General features: G+C 63.7%; 20 protein-coding genes and 1 pseudogene. 4 read left to right on the top strand and 17 right to left on the bottom strand.

Translation table 11 applies throughout. The features are described 5' to 3' along the window. The 6 genes from ABYB95_RS04090 to flgB form a co-directional block, all read right to left on the bottom strand. A partial coding sequence (locus ABYB95_RS04090; RefSeq protein WP_372657171.1) for a flagellar hook-basal body complex protein occupies positions 1-348 on the bottom strand: 348 nt, incomplete at its 3' end. Between the two features lie 113 nt (positions 349-461). Further along, on the bottom strand, positions 462-1202 hold the full coding sequence (gene flgF, locus ABYB95_RS04085) for a flagellar basal-body rod protein FlgF (RefSeq protein ID WP_372657170.1): 741 nt from the start codon (positions 1200-1202) through the stop codon (positions 462-464). A gap of 115 nt (positions 1203-1317) precedes the next feature. Beyond that, on the bottom strand, positions 1318-2532 hold the full coding sequence (flgE, locus tag ABYB95_RS04080) for a flagellar hook protein FlgE (RefSeq protein WP_372657169.1): 1215 nt from the start codon (positions 2530-2532) through the stop codon (positions 1318-1320). Between the two features lie 47 nt (positions 2533-2579). Next, a complete protein-coding gene (locus ABYB95_RS04075) occupies positions 2580-3236 on the bottom strand; it encodes a flagellar hook assembly protein FlgD (RefSeq protein ID WP_372657168.1) in 657 nt (218 codons plus the stop codon). Between the two features lie 15 nt (positions 3237-3251). Further along, positions 3252-3656: a flagellar basal body rod protein FlgC gene (gene flgC, locus ABYB95_RS04070; protein WP_372657167.1), complete on the bottom strand. Its 405-nt coding sequence runs from the start codon at positions 3654-3656 to the stop codon at positions 3252-3254. Positions 3657-3898: 242 nt separating this feature from the next. Further along, entirely contained in the window at positions 3899-4300 is a 402-nt protein-coding gene (gene flgB / locus ABYB95_RS04065) for a flagellar basal body rod protein FlgB (protein WP_372657166.1), read from the bottom strand. A gap of 253 nt (positions 4301-4553) precedes the next feature. On the opposite strand from flgB, the gene flgA reads away from it, so the two are divergent. The 3 genes from flgA to ABYB95_RS04050 all read left to right on the top strand — a co-directional run bounded on the left by flgA (position 4554) and on the right by ABYB95_RS04050 (position 6139). Next, complete coding sequence (flgA, locus tag ABYB95_RS04060) at positions 4554-5312, top strand: flagellar basal body P-ring formation chaperone FlgA (protein WP_372657165.1); 759 nt, start codon at positions 4554-4556, stop codon at positions 5310-5312. Positions 5313-5450: 138 nt separating this feature from the next. Further along, positions 5451-5771 carry a flagellar biosynthesis anti-sigma factor FlgM gene (flgM, locus tag ABYB95_RS04055; RefSeq protein ID WP_372657163.1) on the top strand — a complete coding sequence of 107 codons (321 nt, stop codon included), beginning with the start codon at positions 5451-5453 and terminating at the stop codon, positions 5769-5771. 11 nt (positions 5772-5782) lie between these two features. Next, positions 5783-6139, top strand: a complete 357-nt coding sequence (locus ABYB95_RS04050; RefSeq protein WP_372657162.1) for a hypothetical protein — start codon at positions 5783-5785, stop codon at positions 6137-6139. A gap of 373 nt (positions 6140-6512) precedes the next feature. Here ABYB95_RS04050 and ABYB95_RS04045 read toward each other — a convergent pair whose 3' ends face one another. The 11 genes from ABYB95_RS04045 to flhD form a co-directional block, all read right to left on the bottom strand. Continuing rightward, complete coding sequence (locus ABYB95_RS04045) at positions 6513-7229, bottom strand: RNA polymerase sigma factor FliA (RefSeq protein ID WP_372657161.1); 717 nt, start codon at positions 7227-7229, stop codon at positions 6513-6515. Between the two features lie 2 nt (positions 7230-7231). Continuing rightward, on the bottom strand, positions 7232-8023 hold the full coding sequence (locus tag ABYB95_RS04040) for a hypothetical protein (RefSeq protein ID WP_372657160.1): 792 nt from the start codon (positions 8021-8023) through the stop codon (positions 7232-7234). Next, positions 8016-9545, bottom strand: a complete 1530-nt coding sequence (flhF, locus tag ABYB95_RS04035; RefSeq protein ID WP_372657159.1) for a flagellar biosynthesis protein FlhF — start codon at positions 9543-9545, stop codon at positions 8016-8018. Before flhF ends, ABYB95_RS04040 begins: the two co-directional genes overlap by 8 nt. Then, positions 9542-11623 (bottom strand): flagellar biosynthesis protein FlhA, encoded by a 2082-nt coding sequence (flhA, locus tag ABYB95_RS04030; protein ID WP_372657158.1) that lies wholly within the window; start codon positions 11621-11623, stop codon positions 9542-9544. Before flhA ends, flhF begins: the two co-directional genes overlap by 4 nt. Further along, complete coding sequence (locus ABYB95_RS04025; RefSeq protein ID WP_372657157.1) at positions 11620-12792, bottom strand: flagellar biosynthesis protein FlhB; 1173 nt, start codon at positions 12790-12792, stop codon at positions 11620-11622. The genes flhA and ABYB95_RS04025 overlap by 4 nt, the downstream gene beginning before the upstream one ends. 107 nt (positions 12793-12899) lie before the next feature. Further along, positions 12900-13511 (bottom strand): protein phosphatase CheZ, encoded by a 612-nt coding sequence (locus ABYB95_RS04020; protein ID WP_372657156.1) that lies wholly within the window; start codon positions 13509-13511, stop codon positions 12900-12902. A 60-nt stretch (positions 13512-13571) separates the two neighbouring features. Then, positions 13572-13958 (bottom strand): chemotaxis response regulator CheY, encoded by a 387-nt coding sequence (gene cheY / locus ABYB95_RS04015; RefSeq protein WP_372657155.1) that lies wholly within the window; start codon positions 13956-13958, stop codon positions 13572-13574. A gap of 58 nt (positions 13959-14016) precedes the next feature. Continuing rightward, entirely contained in the window at positions 14017-14961 is a 945-nt protein-coding gene (gene motB, locus ABYB95_RS04010) for a flagellar motor protein MotB (protein WP_372657154.1), read from the bottom strand. Positions 14962-14975: 14 nt separating this feature from the next. Beyond that, a complete protein-coding gene (gene motA, locus ABYB95_RS04005; RefSeq protein ID WP_372657153.1) occupies positions 14976-15836 on the bottom strand; it encodes a flagellar motor stator protein MotA in 861 nt (286 codons plus the stop codon). Positions 15837-16070: 234 nt separating this feature from the next. Then, on the bottom strand, positions 16071-16607 hold the full coding sequence (flhC, locus tag ABYB95_RS04000) for a flagellar transcriptional regulator FlhC (RefSeq protein WP_372657152.1): 537 nt from the start codon (positions 16605-16607) through the stop codon (positions 16071-16073). A gap of 70 nt (positions 16608-16677) precedes the next feature. After that, positions 16678-17010, bottom strand: a complete 333-nt coding sequence (gene flhD, locus ABYB95_RS03995; protein WP_372657151.1) for a flagellar transcriptional regulator FlhD — start codon at positions 17008-17010, stop codon at positions 16678-16680. Between the two features lie 663 nt (positions 17011-17673). Here flhD and ABYB95_RS03990 point away from each other — a divergent pair. Continuing rightward, positions 17674-18021 (top strand): annotated as a pseudogene (locus ABYB95_RS03990) (flagellin); the annotation flags it as partial.

Raw genomic sequence — 18021 nt, 5'->3', positions numbered from 1 at the left:
GCGCGAGTAGGCGGTGGTGCCGTCGGGCATGGAGACCTGGAAGAAGCCGCCGCCGTTGATGGCGAGATCGAGATGGTTGCCCGACTGCTGCAGACTGCCCTGGGTGAAGGAGCGAGACGTCGCCACGGTGCGCACGCCCAGACCCACTTGCAGGCCGGTGGGCAGCTGGCTTTGCTCGCTGGAATTGGCGCCCACCTGGCGCAGGTTCTGGTACATCAGGTCTTCGAACACGGCACTGGCGCGCTTGAAGCCGTTGGTGGACACGTTGGCCAGGTTGTTCGAAATCACATCCAGCTGGGTCTGCTGGGCCTGCATGCCGGTTTTTGAAATCCACAGCGAATTGATCATCTCGTACTCCTTGATTCAGTCTCTTCAAATACACCGTCTCGCCGAAATACCACCCGCTGCGCATGCAGCGGTGTCTCCACCTGGGGGGGGGTGACGCGCGGCGGCGCAGAGCGTCATCCATTCATGTTGAGCAACTGACTGGCCGTCTTGTCGTTGGCCTCGCTGTTTTGCAACATGCGCATTTGCACTTCGAACTGGCGGGCGACCTGGATCATTCCAACCATGGCCTCCATCGGGTTCACGTTCGATCCTTCCAGCGCGCCGTCTTGCACGCGGGCGGTGGCATCGGCCGGCAGCGGATCGCCAAACGGTCCACGGAACAGGCCGTCCTCGCTGCGCTGCAGCCGGTTGTCGGCGTCGGGCGTGACCAGCTTGATCTTGCCAATGCCTTGTGGCGGCTGGTTGCCCACCCGTGCGCTCACGGTGCCGTCTTCGCCGATCGAAATCTGGGCATTGGCCGGGGCCACCAGAGGTGCACCTCCATCGGACAACAGGGGCAGACCTTGGGAATTGACCAGGGAGCCGTCGGGCGACACTTCCAGCGCGCCGGCCCGGGTATAGGCCTCGGTGCCGTCCAGGCCTTGAACCGCCATGTAGGCGCGGCCCTTGGCGGCCACGTCCAGGTTGCGCCCGGTGTGGGTGACCGGGCCGGGTGCATCGGAATGTCCGGCCGTGGCCTCCAGCGCAAACACCCGTGTGCTGGCGCCGTCGCCACGCACCGGCACGGCGCGAAAGGTGGACATCTCGGCGCGAAAGCCCGGCGTGGACACGTTGGCCAGGTTGTTGGCCAGCACCTGCTGGCGCTGCGCCGAAGCGCTGGCGCCGGTCATGGCGGTGTAAATCAGGCGGTCCATGGCGTTCTCCGGTCGAGGCGTTTGCGGGCCACGCCGCACACCGCGCCCAGCGACCCGCGCGACCCGGCGCGGGCAGCGGTTTGGGCCAGAGGCAGTGCGGCGAGGCGGCGCATGTTCAGCGCAGGTTGAGCAGTGTGCTCAAGACCTGGTCCTGGGTTTTGATGGTCTGGGCGTTGGCCTGGTAGGCACGCTGGGCGGTCATCATGTTGACCAGCTCGGCCGTGAGGTCCACGTTGGAATCTTCCAGCGCACCGGCGCGCAAGCTGCCGAAGTTGCCTTCGCCCGGCGCACCGCGCACCGGCTCGCCCGACTTGAAAGTGGCTTGCCAGTTGCCGCCGCCGGTGGGCGAAAGACCTTGTGTGTTGGTGAAGTCGATCAAGGCGATCTGGCCGGCCGAACGGGTCTGGCCGTTGGAGTAGCTGGCGGTCACGATGCCCGAGTCGTTGATCTTGAGGCTGGTGAGTTCACCGGGCCGGTAACCGTCTTGCGCCAGGTTGGTCACGGCAAAGGCGGTACCAAACTGGGTCACGTTGTTGAAGTCCAGCGTGACGGGGAACGTCACCGAAGGGTCGTTGGGCGAGCTGACCGTGAGCGGCGGGATGACCGAGCTCGGGTCCAACTGGCCACTGGTGGTGAAATTCAGCACGAAGGGCGTGGAGGCGGCGGGGTCGCTGCCGTTCACGCTGGTGTAGACGTTCCACTGGTTGTTGCCAATTTTCTCGAACGCCAGGCCCACCGGAATTTCCAGACCCTGTGGGTCGTAGGCGATGACCGAGGTGCCGTACTTGGAAATCGGCGTGGGGGGAATGGCGCTGGGGCCGATCACGGCCCGCGCATCGAGGTTGAATTCGGCTTCGATGGAGCTGGTCTGGCGCGCCGGAATCGGGCCGCCGGTGGGCAGGTTCAAGGGCTGGGTCTCAAAGCTCAGGCGGTTGCCTTCGGAGTCGGTGGGATAGCCCATGAGCTGGCCGCCCAGGTTGGAGACGATGTCACCGGAACGGTCGAGCTTGAACTGGCCGTTGCGGCTGTAGGCCATGGAACCATCGGGCATGCTGAGCTCGTAAAAGCCCTTGCCGTTGATGGCCACATCCAGGTCGCTGCCGGTCACGGTGATGTTGCCCTGGGTGAACATTTGCGACACGGAATTGACCGCAACGCCGATACCCGAGTTGGTGCCGCCCGACGCGTTGATGGAGCTGGCGTACTGCTCGGCGAATTCGGCGCGAGAAGCCTTCATGCCCACCGTGTTGGCGTTGGCGATGTTGTGGCCGATCACATCCAGGTTGCGGCTGGAGGCGTTGAGTCCGGAGAGACCTTGTTGGAATGCCATGGTGTGTTCCTTGTGAGGTTGAACGTGAAGCTGGGAGCGATGGGGTCTTACATGAAGGCGCGGATCTGGTCGTAGCCGAGCGTGCGCCCGTCCTGCAGTTGCAGGCTCAGGGCGCCACCCGAGAAACCAACCGAGGCCACGGTGAGCCGGGTCAGCGGTGTGGCGGTGACGGGCGTTCCCGCATTGGCCGCCCGCACTTTGAAACTGGTGGCAGCACCTGCGCCCAAGCCCTCGGAGTCCCAGGCAAAGGCGTGCTGGCCTGCGCCCAGAGCACCCATGTCGATGGTGTCGATCACTTGGCCGGTGGCACCCAGAATGTCCACGTACACCTGCTCGGCGGGGCCGTCCAGCGCCACAGCGCCTTTGCCTACGCCACCGTCAAAGCCCAGGGTGCTGCCAGCGACCAGCGCCTCGCGCCCGATCAGGCTGGTGCCTTGCAAGGTCTGCATGGAGCTGAATTTGTCGGACATGCCCTTGAGCGTGGCGTTGAGTTCCTGGATGCCGCTCACAGTGTTGATCTGCGCCATCTGGGTCGTCATCTGCGCGTTGTCCATGGGATTGAGCGGATCCTGGTTGTTGAGCTGCGCCACCAGCAGCTTGAGGAAGCGGTCTTGCGAAGCCGCCGGGTCGGTGCTGTTGCCAGCTGCGGTGTTGGTGCTGCTGCCCACCGTGTTGGAGAGGCCGCTGAGATCGATGGCTTGCATGGTGTTGGCTTTCGGTTATTGACCCATCTGCAGCGTCTTGAGCAGCAGGGATTTGGCGGTGTTCATGACTTCGACGTTGTTCTGGTACGAGCGCGAGGCCGACATCATGTTGACCATCTCCTCCACCGGGTTCACGTTGGAATGCGTCACATAACCTTCGGCGTCGGCGCTGGGGTGGCTGGGGTCGTGCACCTTGCGGCCAGGCACCTGGCTTTCGGTGATGTTCTGCACCTTCACGCCGGCGTTGCCCGCACCACCCATGGGCACGGTCTGGAACATCACCTGGCGCGCCTTGTAGCTCTGGCCATCCGGCCCGGCCACGGCATCGGCGTTGGCCAGGTTGCTGGCCACCACGTTGAGACGTTGCGACTGCGCACTGACCGCGCTACCCGCCACGTTGAAAATCGTAAACATGGACATGACAAATGCCTTTCAAGACGGCAGAAGCGCTGGGGCCCCAACCGGGAATGCCGTGGAACCGGCTTCGCCGGACTGCAGGTGTTGCCCCTTTTGAGGGCGTTGCGCAGCGCGCGGCGGGAGCGAGCACCCTCTCCGGCGCGAAGTGCCCGCAGCCAGAAACACCGCAGAACCGGCTCTGCCGGGCTGCAGGTGTTGCCCCCCTACCAGGAGGGTGACGCTGAAAGCGGCGCGGGGGGTCATCTCTACTGCCCCGTGATCGCGCTGAGCATGGTTTTCACATGCGAATTGATGAAGCGCAGCGTGGATTCGTAGCGGATGCTGTTGTCGACAAAATTGGCGCGTTCGCGGTCCAGGTCCACCGAGTTGCCGTCCTGGCTGGGCTGGGTCTGCACGGCGTAGGCCATGTCGGGTCGACGGGCATCGCTGCTGCCCAGTTGCATGTGCCCGGCGCTGGTGGTGCGCACGGTGGAGGCGTCGCTGCCACCCGATGCCGCTTTCAGCGCCTTGGCGAAATCAAAGTCCCGTGCCACGTAACCCGGTGTGTCGGCATTGGCGATGTTGCTGGCGATCACCTGCTGGCGCTGCGCACGCAACACCAGGGCTTTGGCCTGAAAATCCAGCCGGGCGGTCATCTGTTCCAGCATGTTCACCTCTGCACTTGGGTTCGGGGGCCGGTGGCGGACATGCCTGTCACCGGGACGTGAACGAATTATGGAAATCTTGAGGACAAACAAAGCGCCGAACAAACGCCGGTTTGCAAGGCATTTCCCGGCTTAGTCCGGCGCCACAGCCCTCTACAGTGGAGTCCATCAGCCCGGTGCACAAACCCGGCTGTTGCGGGGCGACAGGCCTTGTTCTCTTGTCTTTAGGCCCACGCCCGCATACCGAGGAGTTTTCATGTCCAAGCGCCCGATCCGATCCTTGTCTGCCGGCCTCCACTGGAGCGCGCGGCTGTTCGGCATGGCCTGCACGCTGGCGGCGGCGCTGCTGTTGCACCGTCCGGCGCTGGCAGACGGCACGGCCGCCCTGGAGCGCATCGCGCGCGAATGGATCAACCCGAACCTGGCCGCCGCCTTGCCCGCCGACCAGGCGCGCACGCTGCGGCCCGAGGTCGAGATCGGCACGCTCGATCCCCGGCTGCGTCTGGCCGCCTGCAACCGGGTCGAACCCCACCTGCCCTACGGCACCCGGCTCTGGGGCCGCAGCCGCGTCGGGCTGCGTTGCGTCGAGGGCGAGACCCATTGGAATGTGTTTTTGCCGGTCACGATCAAGGTCTGGGGACCGGCCTGGGTGCTCAAGCGCTCGGTGCGCGCGGGCGACCTGCTGACTCAGGAAGACGCCGAACTGGCCGAAATCGATTGGGCCGAGCAGCGTGCAACCGTGCTGGCCGCGCCCGATCTGTGGGTTGGCCAAGAAGCCGCCTACACCTTGCTGGTGGGGCAGGCGCTGCGTGAGAACATGGTGCGCCCCAGCCAGGCCTTTGCGGTGGGCTCCCAGGTACGGGTCACCAGTTCCGGCCAGGGTTTTGAGGTCGTGGTCACCGGTCAGGCGCTCACCACCGGTTTGCTGGGGCAGTCGGCCCGCATCCGCCTGCCCGGCGGCAAAGTGGTCACCGGCCTGGTGCGCGACGCCCAGACCGTGGATTTGGCGCTATGAAGCCCCGGCACACAGGCCCGGCGCAGGCGCTGAGGCCGGGAATCGAACCCTTTGGCCCTGGAAATAGGGCTAAAGTCGCTTCCAGGACTGCCGATAGTCTTTCCACAACACCCAGTATTTCCGGGTTTGGAGAGTGACATGAAGATTGATGGACCGTCAGATTCCCACATCGGCTCGGTCGCCGGTGGCCCGAACAAGGTCGCCGAGCGCCCGCTGGCCGGAGCCACGCCCGCCGCTGCGGTCGGTGGACCCGCCACGCCCCAACAAGGCGTGACCGTCACCCTGTCGTCGGCCACCCAGGCGGCCAGCAGCAGCGGTGGCGGCGAGGTATTCAACGCCGACAAGGTAGAAGCCATGCGCAACGCGATTGCCACGGGCAGCTTCCAGGTCAACGCCGAAGCGATTGCGGACAAACTCTTGTCCAACGCCGCCGAAATGCTCAACAGCGCCCGCGCTTGAGGAAGATCACCATGTCAAAAAGCACGCTTCCCTGGATCGATTCGCTTCACACCGAACTCGATACGCTGGAAGCGGCGCTTTTGCATGGTGAGCCGACCCAGGTGCAAACCGCCAGCGCGCAAGTGCAAGCCGTGCTGCGCGCCGCCCCCCCCACCAGCGCTTTTGGTGAACCCGGCTCCAGCCAACGGCTGGACATGCAGATGGCCGCCCAACGCTTTGGCCAACTGCGCCAGGCCGTGATGCGCGCCAGCGCCCAGAGCCAGCGCGCCGTGAGCAGCCTGCTGCCCCAGCACACCCCAGCCACCTATGGCCGATCCACCGGCGCGGCCTCGCTGCGCGGTGCCGGCCAGGCCTATCTCGCGGCCTGAAGCCCTGCAGCTTCTCCGCGCCCCAGGCGCATCCCACCCCCGCTCGGTGTTTGAACGGCGTTAAGACCTGCGCAGCCCGATCCGGCCTTTACAGCCGCGCGATCGGGACGGCCTGCCGCCCAATCCCGATCACCACCCCACACCGAACGGCCGACCAACTGGCCGAAGACCGAGGGAACGCTTTTTTTGCCCAACAAGGGCCAAGACTGGGCGCGCGACGGATTTGCAGACGCCCCCACGGCGGCACAGGGCCAGTGGTAACGGTCGCTCTGTGTTTCGAATGGGTTTTTGTAGCGCGCCAGCAGTGGCCACGCTCTACGCGCTGACAAGCTGGGCGCCGCTGCAACGGCTCGTCGGCGGAGCCCGCTTGGCCTCAGTGCTCCCGCAGCTTGGTGCGCAGGCGCGCGATCGACTGGCTGTGCAGCTGGCAGATGCGCGACTCGGTCACGCCCAGCACGGCGGCGATTTCTTTCAGATTCATGTCGTGCTCGTAATACATGCTCATGATCTGTTGTTCGCGCTCGGGCAAGACCTTGATGGCCGCCACCAGCGCCATGCGCATGCGCTGGTCGCCCAGCACATGGGAGGGTTCGGCATCGCTGTCGCCCAGGTGCCGGTCCAGAAATCCGTCTTCGTCCTCGCCGTGGCCGCTGATGTCTTCCAGATAGACCAGTTGGGTGCCACGCACCTTGGCCAGCAGGTGCTGGTAGTCCTCCAGCTTCATGCCCATCTCGGCGGCGATTTCGGATTCGATCGGTGCGCGGTGCAGCTTTTGCTGCAGGCGGTGCACCGCTTGTTCGATGTCCTTCTGGCTCTTGCGCGAACCGCGCGACATCCAGTCGCCGCCACGCAGCTCGTCGATCATGGCGCCACGGATGCGCTGGCTGGCAAAGGTTTCGAACTGCACGCCTTGCGAAGGCTCGAACCGCGCAATGGCTTCGGTCAGGCCGATCATGCCGACCTGGATCAAATCGTCCACCTCCACACTGGGAGGCAGTTTGGCGATCATGTGGTGGGCCAGCCGCTTGACCAGCGGGCTGTATTTGGTCAACTGGTCTTCCCGGTTGAGAGTGCCTTTGGCGGTGTACATGGTCAGCTCCATTGCATAGATGCTGCGCGTCGCTCGGGGAGCACAGCGCCGTAGTGCGGATGGGGCACACCCGAGGCCGGAGCGCGGTGCAAGGCGATTTCCAGGACCCGCGAGCCCCAGCGGCTGCAAGGCCAGGCTTCCACGGTTTGCCCCAGATGGCGCAAGGCGCAGTCCTGCACGGTGGCCATCGTTTTGTGCATGCTCTGTTCGGCCACAGCGCCCCCCATGTCCTGGTGCATGAGCACCGGCGCAAGCCCGGCCATGAACAGGTGCTTGAGCGCACTGTAGGCGTCTATCGTGGCCTGGGGCTGGTTCAACAAAGGCACCAGCGGTCTGGCTGGCAGTCCTTCGAGCAGCTCGGCCAAAGCCGGTGCCGGCGCAAACAACAGCAACACCGCGCCACCCGAAAAAGGCGACAACAAGCGAGACAGCGCCACCGCAGCACCACCGGCCCGCACCGTCTGGGCCAGGGCCTGCACACCCAGGGCGGCGGGCATCACCAGCCAGTCGGCGTCGTCTGCGGGACGTGCCAGCCCAGACACCGATGGGTCTTGCAAGGCGTGCAGCAGGCCCAGGTGGCTGCCGTCGCGGCTGTGGCGCCGCTCCGATTCGGTGGCGGTACCGTCCAGGATCACGACCGCGTGGCCCTGGTCGCTGAGGTGTGCCGCCAAGGCGCACAACAATTCGTAGGCCCGGCCCGGCTGCGCCGGACTGGCCACCGGAATGAGCACCGGACCACCACGCGTGGCATGGCCACGCAAGCCGGCGGCTTGGTCAAAACCCGCCTCAAACATGAGCGCCTCCCAGGTGGATCGGGCTTTGCGAAGCCTGCGCGAAATAAAAACCCATGTCGGTGCTGATCGGGTCGTAGGCCGATTTGCCCTGCGTGCCCATGGACATGCGCACCAAGGCGGCACCATCGGCCTGCTGCCAGTCCTCGGGCACGCGCTGGCCGTTGGCCACGCCGCGCAACACCACCTGGTGGCGGATCAGCGCGTCCAGGGCCGGGCCCAGCTTGACGGCCTCGTCCACCTTGGACAGCACCACGCCGTGCAGGCTGCTGGACTTGAAAGCGCTGAGCACATCGTCCAGCGTGTCGCCTTGCGATCCGGCGTTGAGCACCAGGGTCTTCTTGACTTTGGGCATGTCCAGCACATCGAGCATGTCCTGGATGCGCTGGTCGCGCTGGCCGAGGCCGGCGGTGTCGATCACCACCATGCGCTTGCCCGACAACAGGTTGAGCATGTCCTTGAGCGCCGCACGGTCCTGCGCCAGATGGGCCACCACACCCAGCATGCGGCCATAGGCGCGCAACTGTTCGTAGCCCGAGACGCGGTACGTATCCAGCGTGATCAGACCCACGCTACCGGCGCCAAAGGTCTTCACGCAATGCGCGGCCATCTTGGCGGCGGTGGTGGTCTTGCCCACCCCGGTGGCACCCACCAGGGCGACCACGCCACCTTCGTCCACCAGGCTTTCGCCAGCCGGTGCGACTTTCAGGTTGCGCGTGATCACGTCCACCACCCAGCGCATGGCTTCGGGTGCGCCGGAATCGGCGGGAATGCGCTCCAGCACCGCACGCGACATGGCGGGCGAAAAACCGGCCCGGATCAGCTTGAGCATCATGCTGGACTGGATCGGGTTCTGCTTGGACGAACCGAGCCAGGCCAGGGTATTGAAGCGCTCCTCGATCATGTCTTTGAGCGCGTTCAGTTCAACCGAAATGCGGCTGTCGTCCTGGCCAAATGCGCGGGTGTCGCCGCCACGGGTGCGGATCGGTGCGGGTTGCTGCAGGGCCGCACTGGACTCGATTGGCGCGACCGGGATCTGGTTGAAGCGCTGTACCGGCACCACCACGGGCTCCGGTGCGGGCGCGCGAGGCGGTTCGGCCGGCGCGCGCAGCTGCGGTGCTGCCACGGTCTGGCGCGGCGCTTCTTCAGGCACGCCAGAGCTGGATTCGCGGCGCTTGCGCAGCATGCGCTCGCGCACATACTCCTGGAACGACAAGGTGCTCATGGCCAGGGTTTCGGTGTCGCTCTCCACCGATCCGGGCACCGAAGCCGTGGTCGACGAAGCGCTACGGGTTTCGAGCACCGAGCGCACCGGAGCGCCGAGCGCCTTCTGGCGGGTTTCGGCGTGCGCAGCGCTCTGCGCATCGTTGGCCATGCTGGTCAGATTCTCTTCGGCGGTGGCCATCACTTCAAATCCGTCGTCGGTCGAGCGGGTGGAGAGGATGACGGCGCTGTCGCCAAAAATGCGCCGCGCCTTGGCCATGGCCTCGCGCGAGGTGGGGGCGGTGAATCGCTGGATGTTCATGTTGCAAGCTCTCCAAGAATCGGACCAATGCGGATCAGATGGGTGTCGGGAATTTCACTGTGCGCCAGCACCTGCAGGCGGGGTGCTGCGCGGCGCAGCAAACGGGCCATGGAAGTGCGGATCAGGTCGGGCACCAACAGGCAGGCCGGAACGCCTTTTTCTTCCTGTTGGTTGGCAATGTCGGTGGCGGACTTGGAGAGCATTTCGGCCACGCCCGGATCGAGCGCGCCACCGGCACCACCCGAGAGGGCTTGCACCAGCAGGCGCTCCAGGCCGGGTTCGATGGCGATCACTTCGAGCTCTTTCACCGGGCCGTAAATCTGCTGCACGATGGCCGGAGCCAGTGCCATGCGCACGCGCCGGGCCAGTTCGACCGGGTCGGTAGCGTGCTGGGCGTGTTCGGCCAGCGATTCCACAATGGTCCGGATATCGCGCACATGCACAGACTCTTCCAGCAGCAGCTGCAAGACTTTCTGGAAGTTGGCGATAGAGACCAGTTTGGGCACGATTTCCTCGATCAGTTTGGGCGCCAGGCGCGTGACGTGTTCTACAAGTTCCTGGGTCTCGGTTCGGCTCAGTAAACGGGCCGCCTGGACTTGCATCAAGTGTGAAAGATGCGTGGCCAGCACAGTCTCGGAATCAACCACGGTAAAACCCGCCATCTGCGCGTTTTCACGTTGCTTTTCTTCGATCCAGTGCGCGGGCAAACCAAATGCGGGATCGGTGGTCGGGGTGCCGATCAAAGGTGTGCTGATGCCACCGGGGTTGATCGCCAGGAACATGCCGGGGAACACCTCGCCTTCGCCCACCACCACGCCGCGCAGCGTGATGCGGTAGGCGCTGGGGCTGAGTTCCAGGTTGTCGCGCACGTGCACGGCCGGCGGCAGAAAACCCACCTCCTGGGCGAACTTCTTGCGCACACCCTTGATGCGCGTGAGCAGATCGCTTTGGCGCGCTTTGTCCACCAGGGTGATGAGGCGGTAGCCCAGTTCCAGACCCAGCAAGTCCACCGGTTGCAAGTCGTCCCAGGTGGCTTCGCCATCGCTGACTTCGGGTGCGGCCGCAGGTGCTGCAACCGGGCGGCTTTGCTGGTGGTGGCGCCACCAGCAAAGACCTGCAAAACCGGCGGAAAACATCAAGAACACCGTGTGCGGCATGCCGGGCACAACACCCAGCATGAACAACACGCCGGCCACGATGCCGAGCACCCGGGGCGACAGGAACATCTGGTCCACGATCTGGATGCCCAGGTCTTCGTCCTTGCCCACGCGCGACACCACCATGGCGGCGGCCACCGAAATCAGGAGCGAAGGAATCTGCGCCACCAGCGCATCGCCCACCGCCAGCAGGATGTAGCTGTCGGCCGCCGCACCCACCGACAAACCGTGCTGCAGCACACCGACCGCAAAGCCGCCGATGATGTTGATGATCAGAATCAAGATGCCGGCGATGGCGTCGCCGCGCACGAATTTGGACGCACCATCCATGGAGCCGAAAAATTCGGACTCTTCGCCCACTTCGGCGCGCCGCCGCTTGGCCTCTTTCTCGTCGATCAGGCCGGCGTTGAGGTCGGCATCGATCGCCATCTGCTTGCCGGGCATGGCGTCCAGGGTGAAGCGGGCCGAGACTTCGGCGATGCGCTCCGAACCCTTGGTGATCACCACAAAGTTGATCACCACCAGAATCGCAAACACGATGAAACCGACGGCGAAATTGCCGCCGATCAGGAAACTGCCAAAGGCCTCGATCACCGCGCCCGCCGCACCCGGTCCGGTGTGGCCTTCGAGCAGCACCACGCGGGTGGAGGCGACGTTGAGCGAGAGGCGCAACAAGGTGGTCAGCAACAGCACAGTCGGGAAGACCGAGAACTCCAGCGGCCGGCGCATATAGGCCGAGACCATCATCACCACCAGTGCCAGCGCGATGTTGAGCGAGAAGAAGGTGTCGAGCAGCCAGGGCGGCAGTGGCAACACCATCATGGACAACACGGTCATCACCAGCAGCGGGGCCGCAAGGCCTTGCGCCAGCGCAGCGTGTCGCCCGAACCAGGTCTGCCAAAGGGTCAATTGCGCGTTCATGCGGACGGCTCCAGATCATTCTCGGACGGGGGCGGCTTCTTCCAGTGCGGATCGAGCTCGAGCGGCACCTGCGGCGTGGGCACGGCACCGGGCTCGGGTCCCTCACCGCGCATCGACGCCTTGAGCTGGTAGATGTAGGCCAGCACCTGGGCCACGGCGGTGTAGAGCGCCGACGGGATCTCGTCGTCGATCTCGGCGTGGGCAAACAGGGCGCGCGCCAGCATGGGCGACTGCAACACCGGAATCTTGTGTTCGCGCGCCAGGTCGCGGATCTTCATGGCCAGCAAGTCGGCGCCCTTGGCGATCACACGCGGCGCGCTCATGGTGGCTTCGTCGTATTGGATCGCCACCGCGTAGTGGGTGGGGTTCATGACCACCAGGTCGGCGCGCGGCACGGCACCGATGCTGTTGCCCATGGCGAGTTCGCGCTGGCGTTGCCGGCGCTGCTGCTTCACATGGGGGTCGCCTTCGCTTTCCTTGTGCTCGCGCTTGACCTCTTCGCGCGACATCTTCATCCGGTCCGCGTGCAAAAAGGCCTGCAGCGGCACGTCGATGACGGCGAAGAAGGCCACCACCAGCAGCAGCAAACCCACGCCCAGGCTCAACCAGCCGCCAAGCTGGCCCAAGGCGCCCTCCAGCGGTTGCAGCACCAAGGTGCTGAACAGCTCCACGTGGGCCGAGATGAACTGCCACGCCACCAGACCGACCACGGCGGTGATGCCCGAGAGTTTGAAGACCTCGAACAATTGCTGGCGCGAAAACAGGCGCTTCAAGCCCGCCAGCGGGCTCACGCGGGTGATGTCGGGCACGATGGGTTTGGTGCTCAAGGCCCAGCTGCCGGAGGCCACCGCCGATGCCAGCGCCACCGCCAGCACCAGCAGGCCCATCGGCAGGTAAACGATCAGGCCATGGCCGAAACCACCGGCCAGGCGCTCCACCACGGTGCCGGGCTGCAACAGGGACTGGTGGTCAAAATGCAGTTGTTGCTGCAAGGTCTCGAGCATTTGCGAAAAGCCCAAGGGCAGCAAGGCCATCAAGACCATCGCGCCGCCACCCAGCACCGCCAGGTTGGAGAGATCTTTGGAGCGCGGAATCTGGCCGTCGTCCCGCGCCTTTTTCAGGCGTTGGGCGGTGGCGGGCAGGTTCTTGTCTTGGCTGGAGGATTCCATGGATCTGGCTCATCGGGGGATGAGTCAGATTGTGGAAGGCAGCAGGGAAAACTAAAGCGGGATAAAGCGCCGTGCGACGGCGCTATTCGGGGCGTCAGAGCCCGTACTCAGAAACCCAGTTTGGCCAACAGGCTGTCGACCTGGTCCTGGTTGGTCACCACGTCGTTGCGGCCCTGCGGCTGGAACACCGGACCCGCCAAGGTGGGTGGGCCGTCGCCGGCCATGCCTTCCAGCGGAGCGGCGTGCAACAGCAGCTCCAGCAACTGCTTTTCAATATTGGCCGCGATCTCCACCACGCGCTGGATCACTTGTCCGGTCAGATCGTGGAAATCCTGCGCCAGCATCACGTCGGTCAAGCGCTCGTCGCATTCCGCGCTGGTGTGTCCGATGTCGTGCACCCATTCGCGCAGATGGGGGTTCTGGGCCGCCACGGCGGGCATCTGGTTCAGCGCATCGTCCAGTTTTTTGGCCCGATCGGCGATCAGGGCCTGTTTGCGCTTCAACTCATCCACCTGGTTCAGCACCCGCTCGGCCGCATCGCCGGTGAGGTACGCGATAAAGTCCAACCGGGACCGCACATCGGGCATGTCCTGCACCGAACCTTTGAGCTTGGGCGTGTGCCCCAGCTCATCCAGCGCGTCGTGCAACTGGCGGGTGATGCTGCCCAGTCGGTTGAAAACGTCGTCGGTTCGGGGGTCACCAGGGGGTGTCTCGTGCATGTCGGCTCCGCTGTTGGCTGTTGGCTGTTGGAATGGGGTGCAGGGCGCGCCTGGCAGGCATTACAGGCCCATTTTCTTGAAGATGTTGGCCAGCTTGTCCTCCAATGTGGCCTTGGTGAAAGGCTTGACGATATAGCCCGCCGCCCCGCCCTGGGCCGCCGCCACGATGTCTTCCTTGCGGGCTTCGGCGGTGACCATCAACACCGGCAAGTGCTTGAGCTTTTCGTCTTGTTTGATCTGCGTGAGCAAATCAAAGCCGTTCATGTTGGGCATGTTGATGTCGGTCACCACGAAGTTGAAGGAGCCACTGCGCAGTTTGTTGATCGCGACCTGCCCGTCTTCGGCTTCGTCGGCGTCTGTGTGCCCGATCTCCTTCAGCAGGTTGCGCACGATGCGGCGCATGGTGGAGAAGTCGTCGACGATCAAAAATTTCATCGGGGTGGCCATGGAGTCCTACCTGTAGATGGGGGTCATGTTGAGTGAAATGACACGCTTTATGACGCGCCTACGGAATTGTTTTCGGTATTCCCACGGGATTCTGAAGCGCTGAAATAGGGCCGGTAGCGGACGTATTTGACGAATAGTCGGGCATCATGCGTTGCTCGGCCTCGCGCGTCATGACCACGATGCTGATGCGCCGGTTCACCGCCGCGTTGGGCTCGGCCGCGTTCAGCAAGCGGCTCGAAGCCAGGCCCTCGACCCGCAGCAGCTTTTGGTCTGGCAAACCGCCCGAGATCAGTTCGCGCCTCGAGGCGTTGGCCCGGTCCGCCGACAACTCCCAGTTGCTGTAGCCGCGCTGGCCATTGCCATACGGCATGGCGTCGGTGTGCCCGGCCAGGGCGATGCGGTTTTCCACGTCGCCCAGTGCACCACCGATCTCGCGCAAGATGTCGCGCATATACGGTTTCACCAGCGCGCTGCCCACATCGAACATGGGACGGTTCTGCTCGTCCACGATCTGGATGTGCAAACCGTCACCGGTTTTCTCCAGCCGGATCTGCGAACCGTACTCCGACAGTTTGGGGCTGCTGTTGATCAAGGCGCGGATTTTTTGATCCAGCGCCTCGATGCGCGCCGCGTCCTGGCGCGCTTGTTCGGCGCGGGCGACTTGCGCGCCCATGAGCTTGGCGGCCCGCTCGCTGTCGCCGCCATCCACCTGGCCATTGACCATGCTCAGGTCGCGCCCGCCACCAGGCAGGATGCTGTTGCTGTTGCCGCTGCCGTTGCCACCCATGAGCGACACCTTGAGCGGCGCATTGAAATAGCTGGCAATGCCATCGAGCTCGCCCTTGGCGGTGGAACCCAGCAGCCACATGAGCAGAAAGAAAGCCATCATGGCGGTCACGAAGTCGGCGTAGGCGATCTTCCAGGCACCGCCGTGCGCCGCATGCCCACTCTTCTTGATGCGCTTGATGATGATGGGTTGGAGTTTTTTGCCGTCGCCTGCCATGTTGCTGCTCCCGGTTACTTCTTGCCTTTGACATGGCCTTCCAGCTCGACAAAGCTGGGACGCACATCGACAAACAAGACCTTTCGGCCGAATTCGATGGCGGTGCTGGGCGCGTAGCCCTGCATGCTGGCCAAGAGCGTGGTCTTCACGCACAGCAGCTCTTTGCTGCCCTCTTCCATCTTCTGGTCCATCAAGCCGCCCAGCGGTTCAAAAACACCGTAGGCCAGGAGAATGCCCAGAAAGGTACCGACCAGAGCCGAGCCGATCATGGCGCCCAAGATCGCGGGGGGTTGACCCACCGAGCCCATGGTGTTGACCACACCCAGCACGGCGGCAACGATACCGAAAGCCGGCAGACCACCGGCCAGCCGGGCAATCGCCGCCACCGGCGCGTGGGCTTCCTGGTGGTGGGTTTCGATTTCGCTGTCCATCAAGGATTCGATCTCGTGCGCATTCAGGTTGCCCGAGACCATCATGCGCAAGTAGTCGGTGATGAACTCCACCAGATGGTGGTCGCTGGAGATGTTGGCGTACTTCTTGAACAGGGGCGACTGCTCCGGGTTCTCCACATCTTGCTCGATCGCCATCAAGCCTTCCTTGCGGGCCTTTTGCAGAATCTCGTATTGCAAAGCCAGCAACTCCATGTAGCGCGCCTTGGTGAAGCGGCTGCCTTTGAAGCAACCGACCAAGCCTTTGAACGAGGCCTTCACCACTTTCATCTGGTTGTTGATCAGAAAAGCCCCCAAGGCCGCGCCCAGAATGGTGGTCAGCTCAAACGGCAAGGCCTTGAGCACCACGGCGATGTTGCCGCCGTGCAAGATGTACACGCCGAAGATACACAGCATCGAGATGATGAAACCGACGATGACGAACATGTTCTGGACCTTGAAACGGGCGGATCAACCGCGACCAATGAGGGACAAGCCATAGAGACCCGTCAATAAGCCAACTTTAGAGGGGAATGCCCTGGCCTATAAACGCGAAATGGACCCGCATCGGGGTCCATTTCAAGCTTTGGAGAGGTGGTCTGCGGTGTGCGGGGACCCGGCTCTGCCGGGCCACAGGTGTTGCCCCCTGGGGGGAGGCGCCGCAGGCGCTTCGGGGGAGGCCTACTGCAAGCGCAAGCCGCCGCTGGCGCTGCCCTTGCCGGCACGTGCGGGCGGCGAACACAGGCCGCAAACATAGTTGCGGGCGTTCTCGTAGGGCTCGGTCACGAAACTGCCTCCGCAGCACGAACACTTGGTCAGGGCCAGCATGCCGTTGTCGACAAACTTCACCATGCGCCAAGCCCGGGTGACCGACAGCAGCGGCTCGATGGCGCTGGCCTGCATTTGCTCGCTGTAGAGACGGAAGGCCTTGATCACCGTGTCGATCTCTTCCAGAGCACTGGTCTTGGAGAGGTATTCGTAGATGTTCAGGAACAGCGAGGCATGGATGTTGGGCTGCCAGGTGAGAAACCAGTCGGTGGAGAAAGGCAACTGGCCCTTGGACGGCGATTTGCCCGCCACTTCCTTGTACAAGCGCAGCAGGCGCTCGTAAGAGAGGTTGGTTTCGTATTCCAGTACCTGCAGCCGTGCACCGAGCTGGATCAAGGAGATAGCGCGCTCGATATCGCGGGATTCGGTGAGTATGCTTTTGGCAACCATGCTGCTCTCCTGGTACGAAACAAAAAAGAAATGCCATGTGCGCGCGGGCCGGGGCCCGGCGCGAGGCGATTCAGTGGGTCATGGCCTCGGCATAACGGCCGGCCATGAGGATGCTGGCGTGCAGCTGGGTGGTGGTGGTGTTGTCCACCTTCTTCACGTTGTGGTTCGTGAGCAGGTTCCACACCAATTCGTCGTCGACGCGGAAGCGGCACAGCAACATGTTGCTGGATGCGATCTTGAGCAACTGCGCTGGCGAGAGCACCACCAGCAACTCGGCTGCCTCTTCGGTCAGACCCAGGCGGAACAGAGCTTCCGAACGGTCCTGGCGGATGAGGTTTTGCGCCAGCATCAGGTAGGTCAAGTTGGCTTCGCGGATTTCGGCCAAAAGTTGTTCGCTGTCCATGGTGTGTTCCTTCTCGTGAGCCAGGTCGTCGGTGTGAGCGGGTTGCTTACGTTTGCTGACCTGATGTGAGTGATTGTGTCGAAGGTAAAAATTACTTGAATCAGCGAACGGCTGTTTGACCTGTAGGGGTGCACATCGGTCTTGTCAGGTTTTTTCCTACACGCCGTGTCATCCCGGCACCGCCCGCCCGGGCCAGGGCACCGGGGCTGCTCCCCTCCAACCAGCTCCCCCGCCCCGGCCACGGGGCCGGGACAGGCCCCTGAGGCGGGCCAGCGCCCACTGGCGTGCCGCTGGGCACGGCCACCCAGTGGATTGCCTTGCCAAAGGGTCCAGCCGGTCCCACCGGCGCGGTGCAGCGGCCGATTTGCCTTCGCAAGCCCGGTATTCCCGGGATAAGCGGTGAATTGCACCGCGCAAGCCCACTTATTTCGAGCACCTCGGTTTCAACTTTCTCTCAAGATACCTGAGCCATAACCGAAATTGATTGCAACGGACTTCTAAAAAGGTTCGTCGTCCGGCAAGCGAAGCGACCCGTTGGCATCCCGGCTCCCAGAGCCGAACCGACAAGTGCAGCCCAGCTCCGGTCATGGCGGCCAGCCCCCTGGCTGGCGTTGAGATTGGCAGCAATGCCGGATTATTTGTTCAATTTTTTAGGAGTTAGTTATGACCACCATCAACACCAACGTGATGTCTCTCAATGCCCAACGCAACCTGAATGCGTCCACGGGCTCTTTGGCCACCTCCATGCAGCGCCTGTCTTCCGGCCTGCGTGTCAACAGCGCCAAGGACGACGCTGCTGGCCTGGCGATTTCGGAGCGCATGAACGCCCAGGTCAAAGGCCTGAACGTGGCGGCCCGCACCGCCAACGACGGCATCTCGCGGGCGCAAACGGCCGAGGGCGCGCTGGCTGAAATCACCAGCAACTTGCAGCGTATTCGTGAACTGGCGGTGCAGTCGGCCAACTCGACCAATTCATCGTCCGATCGGCTGGCGCTAAATCAGGAGGTGCAG

The organism is Hydrogenophaga sp. (assembly GCF_041633695.1).
Classification (GTDB): domain Bacteria; phylum Pseudomonadota; class Gammaproteobacteria; order Burkholderiales; family Burkholderiaceae_C; genus Hydrogenophaga.
The sequence above is the reverse complement of the archived record's forward strand: the minus strand, read 5'-3'. Positions and strand labels throughout refer to the sequence as shown.

Excerpts from the sequence above, each read along its gene's own strand:
- flgF (WP_372657170.1), bottom strand. The coding sequence starts at position 1,202 with ATGGACCGCCTGATTTACACCGCCATGACCGGCGCCAGCGCTTCGGCG.
- flgE (WP_372657169.1), bottom strand. The coding sequence starts at position 2,532 with ATGGCATTCCAACAAGGTCTCTCCGGACTCAACGCCTCCAGCCGCAAC.
- ABYB95_RS04075 (WP_372657168.1), bottom strand. The coding sequence starts at position 3,236 with ATGCAAGCCATCGATCTCAGCGGCCTCTCCAACACGGTGGGCAGCAGC.
- flgC (WP_372657167.1), bottom strand. The coding sequence starts at position 3,656 with ATGTCCATGTTTACGATTTTCAACGTGGCGGGTAGCGCGGTCAGTGCG.
- flgB (WP_372657166.1), bottom strand. The coding sequence starts at position 4,300 with ATGCTGGAACAGATGACCGCCCGGCTGGATTTTCAGGCCAAAGCCCTG.
- flgA (WP_372657165.1), top strand. The coding sequence starts at position 4,554 with ATGTCCAAGCGCCCGATCCGATCCTTGTCTGCCGGCCTCCACTGGAGC.
- flgM (WP_372657163.1), top strand. The coding sequence starts at position 5,451 with ATGAAGATTGATGGACCGTCAGATTCCCACATCGGCTCGGTCGCCGGT.
- ABYB95_RS04050 (WP_372657162.1), top strand. The coding sequence starts at position 5,783 with ATGTCAAAAAGCACGCTTCCCTGGATCGATTCGCTTCACACCGAACTC.
- ABYB95_RS04045 (WP_372657161.1), bottom strand. The coding sequence starts at position 7,229 with ATGTACACCGCCAAAGGCACTCTCAACCGGGAAGACCAGTTGACCAAA.
- ABYB95_RS04040 (WP_372657160.1), bottom strand. The coding sequence starts at position 8,023 with ATGTTTGAGGCGGGTTTTGACCAAGCCGCCGGCTTGCGTGGCCATGCC.
- flhF (WP_372657159.1), bottom strand. The coding sequence starts at position 9,545 with ATGAACATCCAGCGATTCACCGCCCCCACCTCGCGCGAGGCCATGGCC.
- flhA (WP_372657158.1), bottom strand. The coding sequence starts at position 11,623 with ATGAACGCGCAATTGACCCTTTGGCAGACCTGGTTCGGGCGACACGCT.
- ABYB95_RS04025 (WP_372657157.1), bottom strand. The coding sequence starts at position 12,792 with ATGGAATCCTCCAGCCAAGACAAGAACCTGCCCGCCACCGCCCAACGC.
- ABYB95_RS04020 (WP_372657156.1), bottom strand. The coding sequence starts at position 13,511 with ATGCACGAGACACCCCCTGGTGACCCCCGAACCGACGACGTTTTCAAC.
- cheY (WP_372657155.1), bottom strand. The coding sequence starts at position 13,958 with ATGGCCACCCCGATGAAATTTTTGATCGTCGACGACTTCTCCACCATG.
- motB (WP_372657154.1), bottom strand. The coding sequence starts at position 14,961 with ATGGCAGGCGACGGCAAAAAACTCCAACCCATCATCATCAAGCGCATC.
- motA (WP_372657153.1), bottom strand. The coding sequence starts at position 15,836 with ATGTTCGTCATCGTCGGTTTCATCATCTCGATGCTGTGTATCTTCGGC.
- flhC (WP_372657152.1), bottom strand. The coding sequence starts at position 16,607 with ATGGTTGCCAAAAGCATACTCACCGAATCCCGCGATATCGAGCGCGCT.
- flhD (WP_372657151.1), bottom strand. The coding sequence starts at position 17,010 with ATGGACAGCGAACAACTTTTGGCCGAAATCCGCGAAGCCAACTTGACC.